The sequence below is a fragment of the Mucilaginibacter sp. R-33 genome (assembly GCF_049949235.1).
Lineage (GTDB): Bacteria > Bacteroidota > Bacteroidia > Sphingobacteriales > Sphingobacteriaceae > Mucilaginibacter.
Genome location: NZ_CP188089.1, coordinates 5,252,367 through 5,270,584, shown reverse-complemented (window position 1 = coordinate 5,270,584; position 18,218 = coordinate 5,252,367). Strand labels below are relative to the sequence as shown.

Genomic DNA, 18,218 nt, shown 5'->3' with positions numbered 1-18,218 from the left:
AATGAGTTTATTAAATCAGGTTGAAGCAGCTTTAGATACTATCCGTCCGTATTTGGAGGCTGATGGGGGGAATGTTTCTGTTGAGGAGATAACTCCTGAAAATGTCGTTAAATTAAAGCTGTTGGGTTCATGCGGATCATGCCCAATGAGTATCATGACCCTTAAAGCAGGTATTGAGCAGGCTATTAAAAAAGCTGTGCCCGAAATTTCCGCCATTGAGGCCATAAACCTAACGGACATTGATGACCCCAATGCCGTGCTTCCCGAAAATTTAAGGTAGTTGTTAAGATTTGTTAAATCCCCGGTTCAATTGGGGGATATGACTTATTTTTGATGAAGTTTAAAAACTATTTTGGCGCTCGCAGCGTAATATATGTTGAGCTAAGTAGTTAATGGTTTTATGAAATATTTATTTGGTTTACTGCTGTTATTTGTTTCAATGGGCGCTTTTGCACAAAGCAAAGACCGCCCCGTTGTGCAGTTTACCGGTATTACACATAATGCCGATAGCGTAAAGATCACTATCCCTTATGTAACCATTACCAATACTTCGGCACATAATATTATTAACGTATCAAACTATAAGGGATACTTTTCATTTGTAGTACATGAGCGCGATACCCTTCGCTTCACCTGCGTTGGCTATGCCCCGGTTACCGTGGTTATCCCGTCCAATCTGCCAAATGAAAGTTATACTACCCAGGTATCCCTGAAAGCGCAGATCATCAACCTGCCTACATTTCACGTGTTTCCATGGGCCACCACTGATGAGTTTAAAAAAGATTTCCTGGCTATAAAACTTGCTGATGATGATTTGGAGATTGCCCGCAAAAACATCAGCAAAGCAACCCTATCGGCCTTGTATAACACTTTGCCCCGCGATGCCCAGGAAATACAATCGGCCAATGCGCAGGCTATGCACACCAGCATCCTGAATTCGCACTCGCTTACACCCAATCCGCTGTTAAACCCGCTGGCATGGGGTAGCCTCATCAAGTCAATATCTGACGGAGATAAGAGTAGTAAATAATCAAGGTTTAAACGCCACCACTTTTTCTATTAACTTAAGTATGTCTACTTCGGCGGCCAGAGGCCGTTTATAGTTGACACCCGGCTGGAGCCGAGCGGAGGCGGAATGCTTATGAAGGGTTAAACCAATCCCTCAAAATTCATTACCTCACCATCAAATATTTCCAACTCCTGCAAATTATGACTTACAATAATTGTTGTGGCCCCCAATTGCTTAATCAGCGGCTTAAGTTCTTCCATCAGCAAAGTTTTCATCTTGCTATCCAATGCCGAAAACGGCTCATCCATTAAAAGCAGTTTGGGTTTGGTAGCCAATGCCCTCAAAATGGCCAGCCGCTGTTGTTGCCCGCCGGATAAGTGATCGGGCTTGTGAGTGGTAAAGTTATCCAGTTGTCCCAATTGCAGCAGGCGCTTTATCCAGTCGGTATCATTGCTGGCATACTCCAGGTGTTGCTGCACCGTCATGTTCGGGAACAGGGCATAGTTTTGAAATACGAAGCCAATATGTCTTTTTTGCGGCGATAAATTGATCAGTTGTTCATCATCAAACCAGGTAATTCCGTCCGCTACGATCTTTCCTTTTCGGGGCGCTGACAGACCGGCTATCATTTTAAGCAATGTGGTTTTTCCGGACCCCGAAGGCCCCCAAATTTTGGTAACGCTGCCGGAAACAAACTGCCGTTTTATCTTCAGCAATTGTCCGCCATGATAGGCTTTCAGTTTTATTTCAATATCTACGCTGATCATGCTAAGGGGCCTTTCGCCTGGTATTTATTGAACATAAAAACAGCTATCACCAACACAAAAGTGATGGAAAATAAAATAAGCGAATAGTTGTTGGCCGAGGCATAGTCCATCTTCTCTACCGAATCGTACACCGCGATGGATGCCACCCTTGTAATACCAGGGATATTGCCGCCAATCATCAGCACAACACCAAACTCACCCAGCGTATGGGCAAAGGTTAAAACCGCGGCGGTTAATAATGATGGTTTGATGTTGGGCAGCAGTACATACCTGAACGTTTGCCATTCGGTTTTACCCAATGTGTATGACGCTTCGGCTAATGAAACCGGCAATTGCTGCAGAGCGGATTTTACAGGACCCACCATAAAAGGCATACTATAAATTACCGAAGCCAGGACCAAGCCCGGAAAGGAAAAAACCAGTTGCACATCAAAAGTGTCATGCAGCCATTTCCCTAAACCATGCTGCGGACTAAAAGCCAGCAGCAGATAAAAGCCCAGTACCGATGGCGGCAACACCAAAGGCATAGTAATAATTGCTTCGAAAATGATCTTGATAAACGATCTTCCCCTTGAAAGCCACCAGGCAAATGGCAGCCCGATAAGCAGTAGCAAAAGCGTGGTGATGCCTGCTAATTTTAATGTGAGCCATATGGGCGATAGGTCCATCGATAAAAATACAAATTATTGTACCCTATAACCATAGGCTTTAAAAATACTTTTAGCGGCCGGGCTTAAAATGTACCGGTAAAATTTTCCGGCCGCAGGGTTTGCCGCACCGTGTTTCAGGATCACCATGCCCTGCAGTATGGGGTCGTAAGTTTTGGGATCGACGACCGTATAAAACAGCGGTGTTTTATCTCCCAGTTCCTTTACCAGCGATTGGGTAGTGAAACCGATATCGGCCACGCCTGTGGTAATGTAAGTATTTACCTGAGATATGCTTTCTCCATAAACGGCCTTCGATTTGGCATCATCCAAAATCCCCTTATCCCCGAGCAATTGCTCGGCGGCTTTGCCATAAGGTGCTATAGCCGGGTTTGCTATGGCGATTTTTTTTATCCTTGCCGAAAGCAGCAGGCGTTCCCAGTTTTCAAAACCAATGTTTTGCGTACTGCAAATGATCAGGCTGCCCGAGGCATACACTACCGGTTTTTCCTTTGCAAAACCATTTTTAAAAAGCGTTTCGGGAAAGGCCATATCTGCCGATAGAAACACATCAAACGGAGCTCCATTACTGATCTGAGCTACCAGCTTACCCGATGAGCCTATAACAACATCAATAGTAATTCCTGTTTTTTGCTTAAAATCTTTTTGTAAAACCTCCATTGCCGGGTGCAGGTTAGCAGCTGCCGCCACCCGGATATTTTGGGCGTTTACGGTTAAGCTTGCTGTAAATAGCAGGGCGAATAAAAAAAGAATGCTTTTTTTAAGCCCGGTATTGTAATGTTCGCTTTGCATCGGTTTTATAGTTTTTAGCTTGCAGGCAACAGTTTTCGTTTTGGTAATGAAGCACATCGTGATTTTTGAAAAGCGATGTTTTGATGCCCTAACACTACAAATATACGCTTGTTATAACCAATAGCGGTTCATATATTAGTCATGTTAAGTTATCTGATAAATCAAGTTTTAACAATGATAAAACGCTCAGGCACCGCGCGCCGGCTTTAAAAATACGCCTGATGAGAAATGTCATTGTTGTTTTTTAGGCGTGGCCCTTTAATATGAAATAGATGGAAAAACCGCTTCGAACACTTTAGTAAATGGGCCTGTGACTATTTATGTATAGTAATTCCCGGATATTAACAACAAATAGCTAAAAATTAACATTTTAAATAACTGTTTAATGTACTTTTAATAGGAATAGAAAAATAAAAATATTATAATTGTATCCGGCCTGACGCTAACCAAACAACCATTTCTTTCGCGCCTGTAGTGAAACCACCATTACAGGTGCGGAATACATCCATTTCCCAAGCCTATGTTTAAACTTTTACTGAGATCTTTTATCGGTATTATATTGTTTTGCTTATGCTTTTCAACAGGCATAGCTCAAACCACGGTTCAAATAAGCGACAAAGTAAACCAGCACATTTTTGAATATAAGCAGATAGTTTATTTTGAGGATACAACCGGAAAACTTAGCCTCGATGGTATTCGCGACGCTTACTTAGCAGGCAAATTTGCAGCTAACCAGGAGCCTACCCCCGTTACTCATCACAACAATTCGGCTTATTGGTACCGCATAAAAATTGGTAAGGCCAATGCCACCAGCAACAACTGGATCCTGGAGTTTTTTGATCAAACTATCGATAGTATTACCGTTTATTCGCCCGTTAACAATACTTACCGGGCAACCTCGCTTGGCAGCAGTCGCCCTTTTGCCGCGCGCTTTTACAAACACAAAAACTTTAGCTTTAATATCAACAGCAACCAGGGCCCCGATGACGCTTATTATATCCGCATCCGTTCGGGGCATTCGGTTAATGTGATCATGGTATTGCGTACGGTAAGCCGCTTTATTGGTTACGCGCTCGACGAATATTTTTTCTTTGGTGTTTTTTACGGTATGATCCTGGTTTTTGGCCTGTACAATTTCATGATGTTCATAGCCATGCGCCAGGTGCAATACCTGTATTACATCATTTATAACTTAAGTATTGGCCTTTATGAAATGTGTGCCGATGGCATAGCTTACCAGTATATCTGGCCAAACTATCCCGGCTGGAACAATTACGCGTATGGTATCGCCCTGTTCTCGGCCAGTATTTTTGCCATCCTTTTTGCTCAAAGCCTGCTCAATTTAAAAGTTAATGCCCCGCGCTTAAATAAAGTGATCAAAGGGGTGATCATTTTCAGGTGTATTTATTTCCTGGCCTGCATTACCATTAATATGGCCTGGTTTAACTACAAGATCATCGAGTTTTTGCCGCTGTGCATTTCTTTTTATGCGGGTTGTTATGTGTTGATAAAAGGGTATAAACCGGCGCGGTTCTTTGTTATCGGGTATACGTTTTTACTTACCGGCTTTGTTATTAAAAGCTGTATAGCACTAAATATCTGGTGGCTGCCCGTTACCGAGTTTGATTACTACAGTCTTAGTATTTGTTTTATTATGGAGATGCTGTTCATCTCTTTTGCTATAGGCGATAAAGTGCGGATCCTTAAAAAAGAAAAGGATGTTGCCCAGCAGGACATTATTGCTCAGATGAAACAAAACGAAGAGCTGAAAGATACCCTGAACCGCAGCCTTGAAGCCCAGGTGCAGGAACGCACCCGCGAGCTGGTTGAAAAGTCATCAATGATAGCGGAGCAAAATGAGGAGCTTAAATCAGTTAATGAGCTGCTGCAACAACAGGCCGAAGAGATCTCGCGCATGAATGTACTCCTCGAAAAAGATAACATTATCCTGCATAATGACATTGAAAAAGTAACCCACGATAGGGTAATGCTCACCGAAGTTGACTTTGAAGAGTTTAGCCGTATTTATCCCGATAGGGAAACCTGCTTCAAATTCCTGTCCGACCTGAAATGGGAGCAAGGCTATGCCTGCCGCAAATGCAGCAATACACATTACGGCAGCGGCCACCTCCCTTACAGTCGCCGGTGTTCAAAATGTGGTTATGAGGAGTCGGTAATAGCTTACACCATACTGCAAAATACCCGGATCCCTATCAATAAAGCTTTTTATATGATCTTCCTGATGTATTCAACCAAGGGTAAGATCTCGTCACATAAACTTTCCGAAATTCTTTCTATCCGTCAAAGCACTTGCTGGGCTTACAGCTCGCGCATAAAAAAAGTAATGGAGCAGCGTAAAAAAGAGATCAAAAACGCGGGAAATAAAGGGTGGAGTAAATTAGTGATCGACACGAATGCTTAACAACAGGATAAGTCAGGCGAAATTCACCCCCAAAGCTGTATGTAAGGATGCACTAAAGGCATGTCATCTATTTCCACTTAATAGGGGGAATAATTATCTATTTACAATTGCATGGCTAAACATATATGTTTAAACATCTACATTTGTTTCAACATTTGAAAATAATCATGTCATTAGTAGAAAAATTACAATGGAGATCGGCCGTTAAGAAATTCGATCCCAACAAAAAAATAAGCGCAGAACAGTTAGAGGCTTTAAAAACAGCCATTCAGTTAGCACCATCATCATTAGGCCTGCAATCATATAAGGTGATTGTTGTGCAGGATGCAGAGACAAGAAAGAAATTACGTGCCGTTGGGTACGACCAATCGCAGATTACCGATTCATCGGCTCTGTTTGTGTTTGCTTCATTAACTAACCTTGATGAGGATTTTGGTAAAAAATTCATTGACCTTGTTGCTTCAACCCGCAGCATTGCCCGTGAAAGCCTTGCCGGTTATGAGCAAATGGTATTAGGCACCCTCGCCAGCCGTACTGATGAGCAAAAAGTTGAATGGTCACACAAACAGGCTTATATCGCTTTAGGGGTTTTATTGGCTGAAGCTGCAGAAATTGGGGTAGACGCGGGTCCAATGGAAGGTTTTGACGCTGCGAAATTCGACGAGATCCTGGGCTTGAAAGAAAAAGGCTTAACTACCTCGGTAATTGCCGCAGTAGGTTTCCGTGCCGAAGACGACGCTTACAGCAAAATGCTAAAAGTACGCAGGCCGCAAAGCGAGCTTTTTATTGAAGCATAATTTTAGGTTGATTAGGTGAGTGGTTGATTGAGTTAAGTGGTTGCGGCTGCCGAAACAAAACCACTCTCTTAATCAACTATTCACTACTCACCAATCGAAGACTTCCTGATAAACAGTTTTGATTTCAATACATGTTGCTTTTTAGGAGCGGAGCCGTTGTTTTCCAGCACATCGAACAGTAAAGTTGCTGCCTTTACGCCCATTTCGTAAGCGGGTTGCGTTATGGTTGAAAGAGGAGGAGAAAGGAGCGGGGCTACCCTGAGGCTTGAAAAGCTAATCACTTTCAGATCGTTAGGTATCGAAATGCCAAGGTCATTACAAACGTAGTAGGTGGCAAAAGCCAAACGTTCAACCGAACTGAAAATACCATCAGGCTTGATTACCTGTAAGGCCTTTTTCAAAATCTTATAATTTTCCTTTTCATCGTTACTGCAATCAATAACCAGGGTATCATCAAACACGATCTTGTGCTTAGCCAGCGCATCCATATAACCCTGCATCCGCACTTTACCTATCGAAATACTTTTGTTAACCACCAGGTAAGCAACTTTTTTGCACCCGGTTTTAATAAGATGTTCGGTTGCGGCGAAGCTGGCGTCATAGTCGTTAGTAGTTACTTTGGCGGCTTCAATATCCTCATAAACGCGGTCGAAAAAAACCACAGGCACATGCTTTTTTTCCAGCTGGCGCAGATAGTTGTGGTCACTGGCCTCGCCGGATACCGACATGATAATGCCATCGGCTTTACCATTGTTAAGGTAATTTACAAACGATACTTCCTTTTCAAAAACGTCGTCGGTGCGGTAAAGCAAAATGTAGAATCCCTTTTTACGGGCAACCTCTTCAATGCCATTGATAGCCTGCGAAAAAAAGTCGTTAGCTATTTCGGGAACGATAACAGCCAGGGTTTTGGTCTTTTTATCGCGGAGGTTACTGGCATAATGGTTGGGCAAATAGTTATGTTGTTTGGCGTATGCTAAGATCCGCTCTTTGGTGTCTTTATTAATATCAGTATTTCCATTAAAGGCCCTCGAGATGGTTGATGTGGAGATATTGAGTTCCTTTGCCAGTTTTTTGATATTGATATTGTCCATTTTCGCTCGCTAAATCTATTTCCTATAGGCCAAATGTAATAAAACAGATCAATTGTGTTTAAACATTAAGGCCATAATTGTCAAAATATCATTACAAAAGATAGCTCTATCGGGAATAGCTCCCTGCCTGGACGACAAGAGGTTAACTGTAAGTTAATCAGTGGCATGCGGTTTGCATGACATTAGTACAAAAAGCAGGACCTGGTTTATGGCAAAACGAATTTTGATAGTTGATGATAGTGAGCTGATGATAGAGGTAATGACCTACATCCTGCTTGGTAAAGGTTACGAAGTAGCCTCGTCAACCCATGCTCATGAACTTTTCAGGATTATAAAAGCATGCCACCCTGACCTTGTGATCCTGGATATTGTTAATAAAAGCATGGACGGCCGTGAGCTATGCCGGCTCATTAAATTGAACCGGGCCACTAAAAATCTTCGTGTAATTGTTTGTTCAGAAAATGAGGAAACCGAAGCACATGAACCGCAAAAAGGAGCGCCGGATGATGTTTTGCACAAGCCGTTTGGCATGAACAGCCTGATCCATAAGGTTCAGTTGCAGCTGGCGGCCTGATTAAATGTGCAAAATAATGATCTGTAAATTAACCTGTTAATGTAGAAATTTGTTATCGCCCGCCGCCTGTTGTTGCTTTTGTAACATGGGATACGTATGTTTACCGTAGAGAAGATAAAGATGGGATTGCCACTAAGAATAACTTTTAACGATACCGACCACGTGTATCAAATTAATACCTCGCCAATTACCCCAACCACCAGCGAACTTGAGATCATGTTAAATGGCGAGAAAATAATCCTTCAAAAAGACGCCCGCCGTGTATGGGTACAAAAAGGCGAAGGCCCGGTAATTGACCCCGAATTTGCGCAAGCTTTGGGACGCTCGGTTGCTTTGAGGTTTAGGATGTAAACGAGTTAATTAACGGCGACAGCCGTTAATATCAAAAAATTCTCTCCCTTTAATTTTTTGAGCGAGGATAATATCGGGGTTTGGTTTTCTATTTCCAGGATCAATCCAATAAAAAACCCGCCGGAACTTTTATGGCCAATTTCTACGCTTTTTATTTTGATGACCTCATCATTAAAGCAAACGAAGTCTCCGGCTGCAATTGTTCCCCGAATAATCTCGCCGGTGATAACTAATCCGCGACCAGTAATATTAAACCAATCCTGTAGAAGGAATTGTGCGGTGTTTTGCATTAGATTAAAGTACAAAAAAAATGTCATTTCAACGAACAGGACGAGGAAACCCGCTTCCGCTCCCTTGAAATGACATTTGCTGGCTGCCTTACATCATTCCCAACATCACAACACCCATCAAAATCATTAACCCATCCTCAATAATAGTTACTGTGCTCATGGGCAAATTAAACACCGCGCCAAGGCATGCACAACGGATCTGCCTTTTGCTGAAAACACTTTGCAGCACACCAATCAGGCTTATCGTCATCACCGCAACCATAACGGCGTTAACCGTTACCGGCGCAATGTTAAGCGCAAAGGCAAGGCCTAAACCCAGTTCAACAAAAACATATACGTAGCCCCATCCGCGCCAGCGTTTGGCCACCACATCATACATGGCATAGCTATCGGCAAAGCCCGCAAGATCCAGCAGTTTAAAAAAGGAGAATACCAGGAAAAAGCCGCTCATGAAAACGCGCATGGCCGTAGTGATGTTAAATCCGCCTGTATAGCGTCCGGCAATTATTGCTGCTGCTAAAATATAACCAAAAATGAGCAGGATCGGCTTGTAGGTTTGCAGCCAGGTGCGGTTTTCAGCAGCATCTGTCGTGCTCATATGGTGATGATGTACCTCTGCTTCGCTAAGCTGGTATTTAGGATAAGCAGCAAGAGCTTGTTGAAGATCGCCTGTTGATACGTGCTTTTTCATGGTGATGTCGGCAGTGCCTTCGGCTAAAGAGATCTCAACTTTTTCGATGTTGGGAACCTGCTGTAACAGGCCCTGCACTTTAGCCAGGCAGCCGGTGCAGGTCATGCCGGTGATATTATAGGTATGTGTCATGATAATTTGTATTTGTTGATACAAAATTACCATGAGCCGGCAGTGGAGTTATTACGGTATTATGGGTATGATTTATAAGATTTACAGTTCGACACGAAACGCTCAGCAAGCCGGCCACAATTTGATCGAATTACACGAACCATTGCAGAATAAATTCGTGTAATTCGTTTCAATTCGAAAAATTCGTGCTTTAAATATCTTCCAGGTTTGTGCGTTTACTACCCTGAAGGGCTTTAAAGGCAGATGGCGTCATCCCCGTTACCTGTTTAAACTGGCTGGATAGGTAGGCAACACTGCTATAGTTTAATTGAAAAGCGATTTCGGAAAGACTACGTTCATTATAAACCAGGAGTTCCTTCACTTTTTCAATTCGCTGGGCTATGTAGTATTTTTCGATGGTTGAGCCTTCTACAGCCGAAAACAGGTTGCTCAGGTACCCATAATCATAATTAAGTTTTGAAGTAAGCAGCGCCGAAAGCTTTAAGGGCGATTGCGTTTCGGCGTAATGCACATGCTCAATGATGAGGGTTTTGATCTGTTCAATAATACGGCTCTTTTGATCGTCAATGAGTTCAAAACCAAGGGTATTTAACGATGTTTCCAATCGTTTAAGTTGACCCGGGGTAGGGGCTTCTTTAATCTCTACCTCACCAAGATCAACGGAAACTGGCTGCAGCCCGGCTTTTTCCAGCTCGGTTTTCACCATTATTTTGCAGCGGCTGCAAACCATGTTTTTTATGTACAGCTTCATGGCTGCAAAACTACTATTTTACTACTTCATCCACCAGTTGTTTCAGTTCGCGATAACGCTGTTGCCTGCCATCGTTTTTAATATAAAAAGTCATCATAAAGGCGGCGTACTTTTTATCCTTGTCTATCCACGGAAAGCTCCCAAACAACCCCGGACTGCTTACGGTATGGGCATCAAATACCCACTTGCCGTAACCGTAACCTAAACCGCCGGCCTCGGCAGGAGAATAGGCGATCTTAACGTCAGCGGTGATCCTGTTTTCCTGCATCTGGGCTATACTATTTTCGTTCAGGATACGCTTTCCGTTAAAAATGCCCCGGTTCATGATCATGGTCAAAAAGTTCAGGTAATCCTCGGGAGTACTGTAGGCGCCGCCCGCGGGCAGGGCTACTTTGGTATTTCCAAAATCAGTATGCTGCATATTAAGCGGCCGGGCAATACGTTCGGCAAATAAGGTTTCAAAGTTTTTGCCGCTGATTTTTTCGATGATAGCCCCGGCAATTTGCAAGCCGGCATTGCTGTAGTGAAAAACCTTGCCGGGTGTACCTTCCATCGGTAAGGCTGCTATATCGGCTATTGCATCATCCATCGAGTTATCCTGGCGCATATCTTCTAAACTTTCTTTTAATGGCGGCGTTTTGATCCCGGTTTGGTGCGACAGGCATTGACCAATGGTGATGCCCCCCTTGCCATGTTGCGATAGTACAGGCAAATATTTGCCAACTGTATCGCTCAATTTTAGCTTTCCCTCATCAACAAAGGTCATCACCAAAGCGGCACTAAGCCATTTGCTGCAGCTGGCAATAGCCACCTTTGAGGTAGACTTATAGTCATCCAGATCAGCCTTTTTGCCTTGTTTGCGGGCTACCATGCGGGCAACAAATTTTTGCCTCATGTTCATATCATTAACTGCGTGGTTGTAAACCACCCGGCCATTTTTATAAACAACAAGCACCACCCGGCCACCCATTTCGGATGCGTGGTCATTTAGCCAGTTATCAACTTTGGTAAAATTGTATTGCCCATTTACTTTAATAGCGCTAAAGGAAATAATTATTAGTAGTAAGATAGATCTTGCTTCCATTTTTGAGGGTGATTGATGCGTTCGTTTGACTGCTACGCTAATTTAAAGTTTATTCATACATGCTGATTATATTGATGGCGACGAGCACAAAAGCAGCGCGATTTGTAGTCTCACCTTCCTTTTTTCTTTATTCAACGATTATTTGCACCCGCCTAACTAATTGTTACATTTATTATAAGGGATTGTACTTTTCTTTGTATTGCAAACCGAATGGCTATGAAAACCAACAGAAAACCCTTGTATCAACGAAAAGCGTTCCTTATCATCCTGATTTTATTTGCAGGCTTTTTGTGCATCCAGTTTGTGCGCCCGGATGTTCCTAACCCGCCGGTAACGGGCGACCTGGAAGCCCCGGCAGATGTTAAGGCTATTATTCAACGTGCCTGTTATGATTGCCATTCAAACAACACCAATTTACGCTGGTACGATAAAATAGTCCCCATTTACTGGGGGGTGGCATCCCATATCAAACAGGGCAGGGCCGACCTTAATTTTTCCGAATGGAATAGGCTCGCGCCGGCCGATCAGAAAGGCAAACTCTGGGAGTCGGTAAATCAAATAATAGCCGGAGCAATGCCTTTGCCGGGTTATACCGCTGCTCATACCGGCGCAAAAGTATCCGCAGCCGATCTTGCTGTTTTGAAGAACTATCTTGCTTCAATGGTGCACAGCAAGCCTGCCGATACGGCGGTTATCAATGCCGCCGACAGGCAATATCAGTATTGGCAAAAAAACAAAACAGCAGTAAGCAAATTGCCGATAGCGGCCAACGGCATCTCTTATATCCCCGATTATAAAAACTGGCAGCCTATCAGTACTACTGAGCGTTTTGATAATAACACCCTGCGCGTAATCTTCGGTAATGATATTGCCGTGAAAGCGATCAAAGAAAACAAGATCCACCCCTGGCCAAACGGCGCCATATTTGCTAAAGTGGCCTGGGCGCAACTACAGGATAAAGACGGGACCACCCATACCGGCGAGTTTAAGCAGGTGGAGTACATGATAAAAGACGATAAAAAATATGCATCTACCTATGGCTGGGGATGGGCGAGGTTTAAGACCCCGAAGATGGTGCCGTACGGCGGTGCAAATGTAATGTTTACCACAGAATGTATGAATTGCCACAAGCCGATGGCTGCCGAAGATTTTGTATTTACCCAACCAATTAAACACTAACCCCATGAAAGCATTATATAGTTTACTCGCTGTATGCAGCTTAATGTTTGCGGCCTGCTCCGATAACAAACCGGTTGAATTGTACAACACCAAAGCTGCGTTGCCACCATCCCCGAAATATAATCTCGATGGTTTGAAGGTAATCACTTCATTTGTTAATAAGACCAAAGGAACAGCCTCAACACTTTACGGGAATGACCTGGCTTTGAAATCGGCAATTGATGGAAACAAAGCAGTTGGGGATAATGAAGTTTTTACATTAGTAACCTGGAAGCAACAGGATGACGATCATTGGTTTGGCGCGAAGATCCCTTCGGATGTTGAATCGGTGGAAGTGATTAAAACTACATCGTCTGGTAATAGCGTAGCTGTTAATTATCAACAACTTAATGGTAAGGCGCTCGACTTAAAAGCAGATACTTCGGGCCAGTTTGAAAGGATTAAATATATTCTTGGGCAAAAGCCTTCTGTTTTGCCGTAGCAATAGAATGAGCTTTTTATAGTTTTGGGGCCGTGCGATTTCCCTCTTGAGAGGGGTGGAGGGGGTGTGTTCCTGTTTTGATAAGTCAATCGCAAAGACACACCCCTGCTACCGCTCATCCCCTCCGCGCTCCCTCTCAAAAGGGGAGTTAAGAAAAGCCTTGAGCCTTATGCTGTTAGCTTTAAGCTATATCTATTTCTGTACGATCACCATCCACCGGAGGCACATCAAGTGTTTTTACCGGTTCTAACCCGGAGGCATATCCAAACAGGCGGCGTTCTTTGATTATCGTAGCTACCTCCGCAGGTACAAACTCTTCCCAGCCATCGGCGCCAAGTTTTATCAGCTCAAGCACATTGTCGGTTTCAACGTTGAGGTTATTTTCGTTATAATGCCTGATATCTTCTATTTTATTGTTGGCTATCAGGTACCGGTACAGATCAATCAGGTGAGGGGGAAGGTAAAAACGCAGGCAATTCCAGATCACGCCATCGCGCAGGGTAGGGTATATAAACAGTTTCACCTTACGGCTAAACAACGTAGCGAACGACTCTAAAATGCCGCCCGGCAAATCTTTATAATGTTCTTCAGAGAAGATATACTCCAGGTTAGGGAAACCAAGTACCACGCCCATTTTAAGTTTGGTGATCTTTGAAAGATAAGCCACCAGTTTATAATACTCGTGAAAATTAGAGATCATTACCGTTTGGCCCAGCGAGCCGAGGATATCTACACGGTCGAGAAAGTCCTTCTCGTCAATATCGGCATTGATATCGGCGTTACGTTCTTTAAGGGCCTGGAGGGTAAGCTCGGTAACAACAACAACATTGTCCTTATCAACATCCGATTCCTGTAAAAACTGTTTAACACCGGTGTTCAACATATCCATATGCACGTTGATAACCGGGCGAAAACGGCCGCGTACCATTACGATATGCTTTTTGTATAAAACCTCAGATGGTTGCAGGTTTTTACCATCGGGCCCAAATAGCGCCGCATCCGAAAAGCCGTATTTTACCAGGTGAAGGCTCATGAGCCGGTTATCAACTTTGGTAAAGTTTGGGCCTTCAAAGCGGATCATGTCTATCTGGATCCTGTCGCGCGAGAGGTTATCCATCAGCGAAAGCAGGAATACCGGTGGAATCTCATTATAATAAAAGCAGGCATACATCAGGTTTACACCCAATATCCCTACAGCCTGCTGCTGCAGGTTATTATCATTATCCAGCAGCTTAACGTGGATCACCACATCATTGTACTGCCCGTTCGGCTCCAGCTGAAAGCGTACGCCCATCCAACCGTGGCCTTCATTTGTTTTATTGTAATTGAGGGCCGATATGGTATCCGCAAAAGCAAAAAAAGTTGAAGTATCGCCACGCTGAGTACCAAGGCGTTCAATGAGCAGCCCATATTCATGACCAAGCATGGCCATCAGCCGCGGTTCGCTTACATAACGGCGGGTTTGTTGTACCCCATAAATGGCATCTGAAAAAAGCATGTCATAGGCCGACATGGTTTTGGCTATGGTGCCGGATGATGCCCCGGCTTTAAAAAAGTTTGCTGCTACGTCCTGTCCTGCACCTATTTCGGCAAATGAGCCATAAATTTCGGGGTTAAGATTAATGGCCAGCGCTTTTTGTTTGGTCCCAATATCTTTATTGTGAATGGCATTCATACCCATTAAATTATTATAGTTTACTGTTACCAGTAGTATAACCTTGCTAAGAAGGTCTAAAATTACACTTTTTTAAGCGAAGGCGTGATAAGAATGTATTACAAAATAAGCAATGGGCTCGTTTTATTACGTTCAGAAAATAAATTAATGTGTTTTTGACAGATATTCGGGCTTGATATTCAGGGCCATCAGATAAAGGTTCCAAAAAAAATAAACAAAAACATTTGCGTAGTTAAATGGCTACATTTATATTTGTAGTCAAATAGCTACACGATGAATTTAAGACGAGATGTATTTCAAGCCATAGCCGACCCAACCCGAAGGGCCATTCTTTTACTTGTTGCCACACAAGCGATGACCGCTGGTGTAATTGCATCAAACTTTGACACCGCCCGGCCTACCGTTTCCAAACACTTGCAAATACTTACCGAGTGCGAATTGCTTAAACAGGAGCAAAACGGCAGGGAGATCTATTATCATATTAATGCAGAAAAAATGAAAGATGTGGCCGACTTCATTGAACCGTTCCGCGCAATGTGGGAAGACAGGTTCAACAAATTAGAAACTATTATGAAAAATTATAAAGGCAAATAACATGGAACAAAAAACAAAAATAGATGCTGAAAACGGCAAACAGGATTTAACCATTACACGAGTGTTTGACTTACCGGTGGAACTGCTTTTTAAAGCCTACATGGAGCCCGAAATTGTTGAGCAATGGATGGGAACAAAAGTGCTGAAGCTTGAAAATAAAAAGCACGGCAGCTGGCAATTTGAAACAAAAGACCCGCATGGTAACGTTGTTTTTAAAGCCAACGGAACAATTCATGAGTTTATCCCCGGGCAAAAGATCACCCGCACGTTTGAAATGGATAACGCGCCGTTTGATGTGCAACTCGAGTTCCTGGAGTTTGAAAAACTTACCGACGATACCAGCAAGCTCAATATGCATGTGGTTTACCGAACGCCCGAACTGAGGGACCAGATGCTTAAGCTGCCTTTTGCCTATGGTATAAATATGGCCCATAACCGCCTGCAGGAAGTAGTAAACAAATTGAAATAACACATATCATGAAACGGAATAAAATTATCTATTGGATAGCTACCATCTGGCTTGCTTTAGGGATGATATCAACGGGAATGGTACAGTTATTAAAAGCGAAGGCCGGGGCAGGAGGGGCCGATAGCTTGACGCATTTAGGTTATCCGGGTTATATTTTAACTATATTGGGCATCTGGAAAGTTTTGGGCGTTATAGCAGTATTGATTCCTAAATTTCCGGTGGTAAAGGAATGGGCGTACGCGGGTTTTTTCTTTGCTATGTCGGGCGCGATTTTTTCGCATATTGCAGCGGGGAATGCTATAGCTGAGATATTTCCCGCGCTGCTATTACTGGTACTTACTGTAATATCATGGTATTTCAGACCCGCCGAAAGAAAAGTAATTTCGGGAAACCAATAAATGAACGATATGAACCCCAAAGTTGATTTTTATTTTAATAAAGCCGGGAAGTGGCAGGAAGAAGTAGAGCAATTGAGATCGGTTGTTCTTGATTGCGGATTGACCGAAGAATTAAAATGGGGCTGTCCCTGTTATACCTTTCGGGAAAGCAACATCGTTTTGATCCATGTATTTAAAGAATATTGCGCGCTTTTATTTTTCAAGGGAGCTTTATTAAGTGATACCCATAACATCCTTATTCAGCAAACCGAAAACGTACAAGCGGCGCGGCAGATCAGGTTTACCAATGCCGGGGAAATAGCCGGGCAAAGAAGTATCCTGAAAGCCTATATTTATGAAGCCATTGAGGTGGAAAAGGCAGGACTAAAAGTAAATTTAAAGCAAACGGAAGATTTTGCCGTCGCTCAGGAGTTTCAACATAAATTAAATACCATACCCGCCCTTAAAACCGCATTTGAAGCATTAACACCCGGACGACAAAAAGCGTATCTCCTTCATTTTTCCCAACCCAAACAAGCCTCAACCCGCGAGGCGAGGGTTGAAAAATGGATGCCGCAAATCCTTAACGGTAAAGGGTTGAATGATTTGTAATGCAGCCCGTTTTGAAGAATAAAAAGCGGGGGCCTGTGCGATTCCCCTCCCGAGAGGGGTGTAGGGGTGTGTTTCCGCTTTGAAAAGGCAATCGCATAAACACACCCCTGCCACCGCGCTGTCTTACGCGCCCCTCTCAAGAGGGGAATTGAAAAATCACCTAAAAACCAATAAACCATAACCTGCAATAAATATGAAGCTATCACCAGAACTACAGAGAGAACTTATCGGCATACTGAAAACGCGTTTTGAAAAAAACATGAACCGCCACACCGGCATAGAATGGGCCGGGGTACAGGTAAAGCTGAAAGCCGATACCGAAAAACTATCGATACTTAATGAAATGGAAATAACCGGCGGAGAACCCGATGTTGTTGCTTACGATAAAAATACGGGCGAATATATTTTTTTCGACTGTGCCGCAGAAAGCCCCAAAGGCCGCAGAAGTGTTTGCTACGATCATGAAGCGCTGGAAGCCAGAAAAGAACACAAGCCCGGAAACAGCGCTGTGGAAATGGCGAAGGATATGGGCATTGAACTTTTAAATGAAGAACAATACCGCGAATTGCAAAAGCTTGGAAAGTTTGATACCAAAACCTCAAGCTGGATAAAAACACCGGCCAATATCAGGGAGCTTGGTGGCGCCATTTTTGCCGATTTCCGTTATGGCACCATATTTATTTACCACAATGGGGCGGAGTCATATTATGCTGCCAGGGGCTTTAGAGGGGCGTTGAGGGTTTGAGTTTTTCTTTTGCACAGTCGCTTGAGTTGGGAACTCAAATATTAGAGGTCATGTACTTACTCTAAAAACGGTTTAACCTCTACCCATTCTTTATCCTGTTTTATTTCAAATGAAAACTCACGCTTTACATCGGGCGCTTTTGTTTTTTTCTGAAGATATTGGTTTGCTTTCCCGGGATGATCAATATAAGCATAAACATCTAAGAAGGAATCGTTGTAGACATGGCCAATGTAATGCAGGGTTACTACTTTACCCGTTTCATTGATTAGTTCGTCCTCAAGCGTATTAGCAACGTCTATTTCTGACTCAAGCGGTAGCCCATTTTTCATAACACTATCATGCTTAAGCGCAACGTGAATTTGCAGGCACCACGGATAGCTTTTCTTTTCGCCGTAATTTTTATAGGCGGTGTTAACAGATCCAACAACAGGCCTCCCGTCAGGTAATTTTGCTTCAATAACTGAAAAACTTTCGGGAGGAAAAATGGTATGCTTGTTCTGGGCCTTACAACCCAATATTAGTAATTGTAGTAAAATAACTATGACAAGGCGAAAGTAACGTAGCATGGATAAGGTTAGTATTATGCGATGCTAAAATAGATATTCAATGTGGCTAAAACAACTGGTATTGAGTTCCCGACGCATTATATGGCTTAAGTTCACTG

23 protein-coding genes are annotated in these 18,218 nt (G+C 43.2%); 13 read left to right on the top strand and 10 right to left on the bottom strand.

Features of this window, described 5'->3' with window-relative positions:
• The first annotated feature begins 1 nt into the window (after position 1).
• Together ACP26M_RS21750 and ACP26M_RS21745 are read left to right on the top strand one after the other, a co-directional pair.
• A complete protein-coding gene (locus ACP26M_RS21750; RefSeq protein WP_426583235.1) occupies positions 2 to 280 on the top strand; it encodes a NifU family protein in 279 nt (92 codons plus the stop codon).
• 120 nt (positions 281 to 400) lie between these two features.
• Complete coding sequence (locus ACP26M_RS21745) at positions 401 to 1,030, top strand: hypothetical protein (RefSeq protein ID WP_091174856.1); 630 nt, start codon at positions 401 to 403, stop codon at positions 1,028 to 1,030.
• 119 nt (positions 1,031 to 1,149) lie between these two features.
• Here the strand turns inward: ACP26M_RS21745 and ACP26M_RS21740 are convergent, their stop codons facing one another.
• The 3 genes from ACP26M_RS21740 to modA are packed head-to-tail and all read right to left on the bottom strand — an operon-like array spanning position 1,150 to position 3,236.
• On the bottom strand, positions 1,150 to 1,776 hold the full coding sequence (locus tag ACP26M_RS21740) for an ATP-binding cassette domain-containing protein (protein ID WP_426583232.1): 627 nt from the start codon (positions 1,774 to 1,776) through the stop codon (positions 1,150 to 1,152).
• On the bottom strand, positions 1,773 to 2,444 hold the full coding sequence (gene modB / locus ACP26M_RS21735; protein ID WP_426583230.1) for a molybdate ABC transporter permease subunit: 672 nt from the start codon (positions 2,442 to 2,444) through the stop codon (positions 1,773 to 1,775). Before modB ends, ACP26M_RS21740 begins: the two co-directional genes overlap by 4 nt.
• A 15-nt stretch (positions 2,445 to 2,459) precedes the next feature.
• Positions 2,460 to 3,236, bottom strand: a complete 777-nt coding sequence (modA, locus tag ACP26M_RS21730) for a molybdate ABC transporter substrate-binding protein (protein WP_426583228.1) — start codon at positions 3,234 to 3,236, stop codon at positions 2,460 to 2,462.
• Between the two features lie 520 nt (positions 3,237 to 3,756).
• On the opposite strand from modA, the gene ACP26M_RS21725 reads away from it, so the two are divergent.
• Positions 3,757 to 5,658 carry a 7TM diverse intracellular signaling domain-containing protein gene (locus ACP26M_RS21725; RefSeq protein ID WP_426583226.1) on the top strand — a complete coding sequence of 634 codons (1,902 nt, stop codon included), beginning with the start codon at positions 3,757 to 3,759 and terminating at the stop codon, positions 5,656 to 5,658.
• 167 nt (positions 5,659 to 5,825) lie between these two features.
• Positions 5,826 to 6,455: an NAD(P)H-dependent oxidoreductase gene (locus tag ACP26M_RS21720; protein ID WP_354485280.1), complete on the top strand. Its 630-nt coding sequence runs from the start codon at positions 5,826 to 5,828 to the stop codon at positions 6,453 to 6,455.
• A gap of 83 nt (positions 6,456 to 6,538) precedes the next feature.
• Here ACP26M_RS21720 and ACP26M_RS21715 read toward each other — a convergent pair whose 3' ends face one another.
• Positions 6,539 to 7,549: a LacI family DNA-binding transcriptional regulator gene (locus tag ACP26M_RS21715; RefSeq protein WP_176626316.1), complete on the bottom strand. Its 1,011-nt coding sequence runs from the start codon at positions 7,547 to 7,549 to the stop codon at positions 6,539 to 6,541.
• A 208-nt stretch (positions 7,550 to 7,757) separates the two neighbouring features.
• On the opposite strand from ACP26M_RS21715, the gene ACP26M_RS21710 reads away from it, so the two are divergent.
• Positions 7,758 to 8,123: a response regulator gene (locus tag ACP26M_RS21710; RefSeq protein WP_426583224.1), complete on the top strand. Its 366-nt coding sequence runs from the start codon at positions 7,758 to 7,760 to the stop codon at positions 8,121 to 8,123.
• Between the two features lie 96 nt (positions 8,124 to 8,219).
• The gene (locus ACP26M_RS21705) at positions 8,220 to 8,474 is read left to right on the top strand and encodes a hypothetical protein (RefSeq protein WP_426583222.1); all 255 of its coding nucleotides are present in this window, start codon (positions 8,220 to 8,222) and stop codon (positions 8,472 to 8,474) included.
• Positions 8,475 to 8,479: 5 nt separating this feature from the next.
• Here the strand turns inward: ACP26M_RS21705 and ACP26M_RS21700 are convergent, their stop codons facing one another.
• The 4 genes from ACP26M_RS21700 to ACP26M_RS21685 all read right to left on the bottom strand — a co-directional run bounded on the left by ACP26M_RS21700 (position 8,480) and on the right by ACP26M_RS21685 (position 11,422).
• Positions 8,480 to 8,764: a hypothetical protein gene (locus ACP26M_RS21700; RefSeq protein ID WP_426583220.1), complete on the bottom strand. Its 285-nt coding sequence runs from the start codon at positions 8,762 to 8,764 to the stop codon at positions 8,480 to 8,482.
• Positions 8,765 to 8,852: 88 nt separating this feature from the next.
• On the bottom strand, positions 8,853 to 9,587 hold the full coding sequence (locus tag ACP26M_RS21695) for a heavy-metal-associated domain-containing protein (protein WP_426583218.1): 735 nt from the start codon (positions 9,585 to 9,587) through the stop codon (positions 8,853 to 8,855).
• Between the two features lie 190 nt (positions 9,588 to 9,777).
• Positions 9,778 to 10,338 carry a helix-turn-helix domain-containing protein gene (locus tag ACP26M_RS21690; protein ID WP_426583216.1) on the bottom strand — a complete coding sequence of 187 codons (561 nt, stop codon included), beginning with the start codon at positions 10,336 to 10,338 and terminating at the stop codon, positions 9,778 to 9,780.
• Positions 10,339 to 10,351: 13 nt separating this feature from the next.
• Positions 10,352 to 11,422, bottom strand: a complete 1,071-nt coding sequence (locus ACP26M_RS21685) for a serine hydrolase domain-containing protein (protein WP_426583214.1) — start codon at positions 11,420 to 11,422, stop codon at positions 10,352 to 10,354.
• A 216-nt stretch (positions 11,423 to 11,638) separates the two neighbouring features.
• Between ACP26M_RS21685 and ACP26M_RS21680 the strand changes: the two genes are divergently transcribed.
• Positions 11,639 to 12,601: a heme-binding domain-containing protein gene (locus ACP26M_RS21680; RefSeq protein WP_426583212.1), complete on the top strand. Its 963-nt coding sequence runs from the start codon at positions 11,639 to 11,641 to the stop codon at positions 12,599 to 12,601.
• 4 nt (positions 12,602 to 12,605) lie between these two features.
• Complete coding sequence (locus ACP26M_RS21675; RefSeq protein ID WP_426583210.1) at positions 12,606 to 13,082, top strand: hypothetical protein; 477 nt, start codon at positions 12,606 to 12,608, stop codon at positions 13,080 to 13,082.
• Positions 13,083 to 13,263: 181 nt separating this feature from the next.
• On the opposite strand, the gene ACP26M_RS21670 is transcribed toward ACP26M_RS21675, so the two are convergent.
• Complete coding sequence (locus ACP26M_RS21670) at positions 13,264 to 14,757, bottom strand: TonB-dependent receptor (protein WP_426583208.1); 1,494 nt, start codon at positions 14,755 to 14,757, stop codon at positions 13,264 to 13,266.
• 273 nt (positions 14,758 to 15,030) lie between these two features.
• Here ACP26M_RS21670 and ACP26M_RS21665 point away from each other — a divergent pair, with 273 nt between their 5' ends.
• From ACP26M_RS21665 to ACP26M_RS21645, 5 genes are all read left to right on the top strand, one after another.
• The gene (locus ACP26M_RS21665; protein WP_090532792.1) at positions 15,031 to 15,351 is read left to right on the top strand and encodes an ArsR/SmtB family transcription factor; all 321 of its coding nucleotides are present in this window, start codon (positions 15,031 to 15,033) and stop codon (positions 15,349 to 15,351) included.
• A gap of 1 nt (position 15,352) precedes the next feature.
• Positions 15,353 to 15,820: an SRPBCC family protein gene (locus tag ACP26M_RS21660; protein ID WP_176626332.1), complete on the top strand. Its 468-nt coding sequence runs from the start codon at positions 15,353 to 15,355 to the stop codon at positions 15,818 to 15,820.
• A gap of 8 nt (positions 15,821 to 15,828) precedes the next feature.
• Positions 15,829 to 16,218, top strand: a complete 390-nt coding sequence (locus ACP26M_RS21655) for a DoxX family protein (protein ID WP_426583205.1) — start codon at positions 15,829 to 15,831, stop codon at positions 16,216 to 16,218.
• Positions 16,219 to 16,809: a YdeI/OmpD-associated family protein gene (locus tag ACP26M_RS21650; protein WP_426583203.1), complete on the top strand. Its 591-nt coding sequence runs from the start codon at positions 16,219 to 16,221 to the stop codon at positions 16,807 to 16,809.
• 193 nt (positions 16,810 to 17,002) lie between these two features.
• Positions 17,003 to 17,554: a DUF4256 domain-containing protein gene (locus tag ACP26M_RS21645; protein WP_426583201.1), complete on the top strand. Its 552-nt coding sequence runs from the start codon at positions 17,003 to 17,005 to the stop codon at positions 17,552 to 17,554.
• Between the two features lie 56 nt (positions 17,555 to 17,610).
• Here ACP26M_RS21645 and ACP26M_RS21640 read toward each other — a convergent pair whose 3' ends face one another.
• The gene (locus ACP26M_RS21640; protein ID WP_426583199.1) at positions 17,611 to 18,120 is read right to left on the bottom strand and encodes a DUF695 domain-containing protein; all 510 of its coding nucleotides are present in this window, start codon (positions 18,118 to 18,120) and stop codon (positions 17,611 to 17,613) included.
• Between the last annotated feature and the right edge of the window lie 98 nt (positions 18,121 to 18,218).